This is a genomic window from Roseburia sp. AM16-25 (assembly GCF_003473825.1).
GTDB classification, from domain to species: domain Bacteria; phylum Bacillota; class Clostridia; order Lachnospirales; family Lachnospiraceae; genus Pararoseburia; species Pararoseburia lenta.
In genome coordinates, this window is the sequence record NZ_QUCW01000003.1 from 1 (window position 1) to 371 (window position 371).

Sequence of the window (371 nt, forward strand, 5' to 3'; positions counted from 1 at the left end):
GAGCAGCTGATTTGTAATCAGCAGGTTATCGGTTCGAGTCCGATCATCGGCTTGTTAAGTTATTATAACTTAATATGGGTGGTTTCCCGAGTGGCCAAAGGGGACAGACTGTAAATCTGCTGCATCTTGCTTCGGTGGTTCGAATCCACCACCACCCATTGAGCATTGCTCATCTAATTAAATATCGCGGGATGGAGCAGTCTGGAAGCTCGCCGGGCTCATAACCCGGAGGTCATAGGTTCAAATCCTATTCCCGCAATTTTGTGCCCAGTTAGCTCAGTTGGTAGAGCAGAGGACTGAAAATCCTCGTGTCTCTGGTTCGATTCCGGAACTGGGCACTTTTTATATCCGTTTTATCATCTGCATCGGCA

At 47.7% G+C, this 371-nt stretch carries 3 tRNA genes; all 3 read left to right on the forward strand.

Going from position 1 to position 371, the window contains the following annotated elements:
* Nucleotides 1-76: 76 nt before the first annotated feature.
* The 3 genes from DW183_RS07470 to DW183_RS07480 all read left to right on the forward strand — a co-directional run bounded on the left by DW183_RS07470 (nt 77) and on the right by DW183_RS07480 (nt 338).
* A tRNA-Tyr gene (locus tag DW183_RS07470) sits at nt 77-158 on the forward strand.
* A gap of 27 nt (nt 159-185) precedes the next feature.
* Nucleotides 186-259 (forward strand) — tRNA-Met (locus DW183_RS07475).
* Nucleotides 260-265: 6 nt separating this feature from the next.
* Nucleotides 266-338: transfer RNA gene (locus tag DW183_RS07480), tRNA-Phe, on the forward strand.
* Nucleotides 339-371 lie beyond the last annotated feature (33 nt).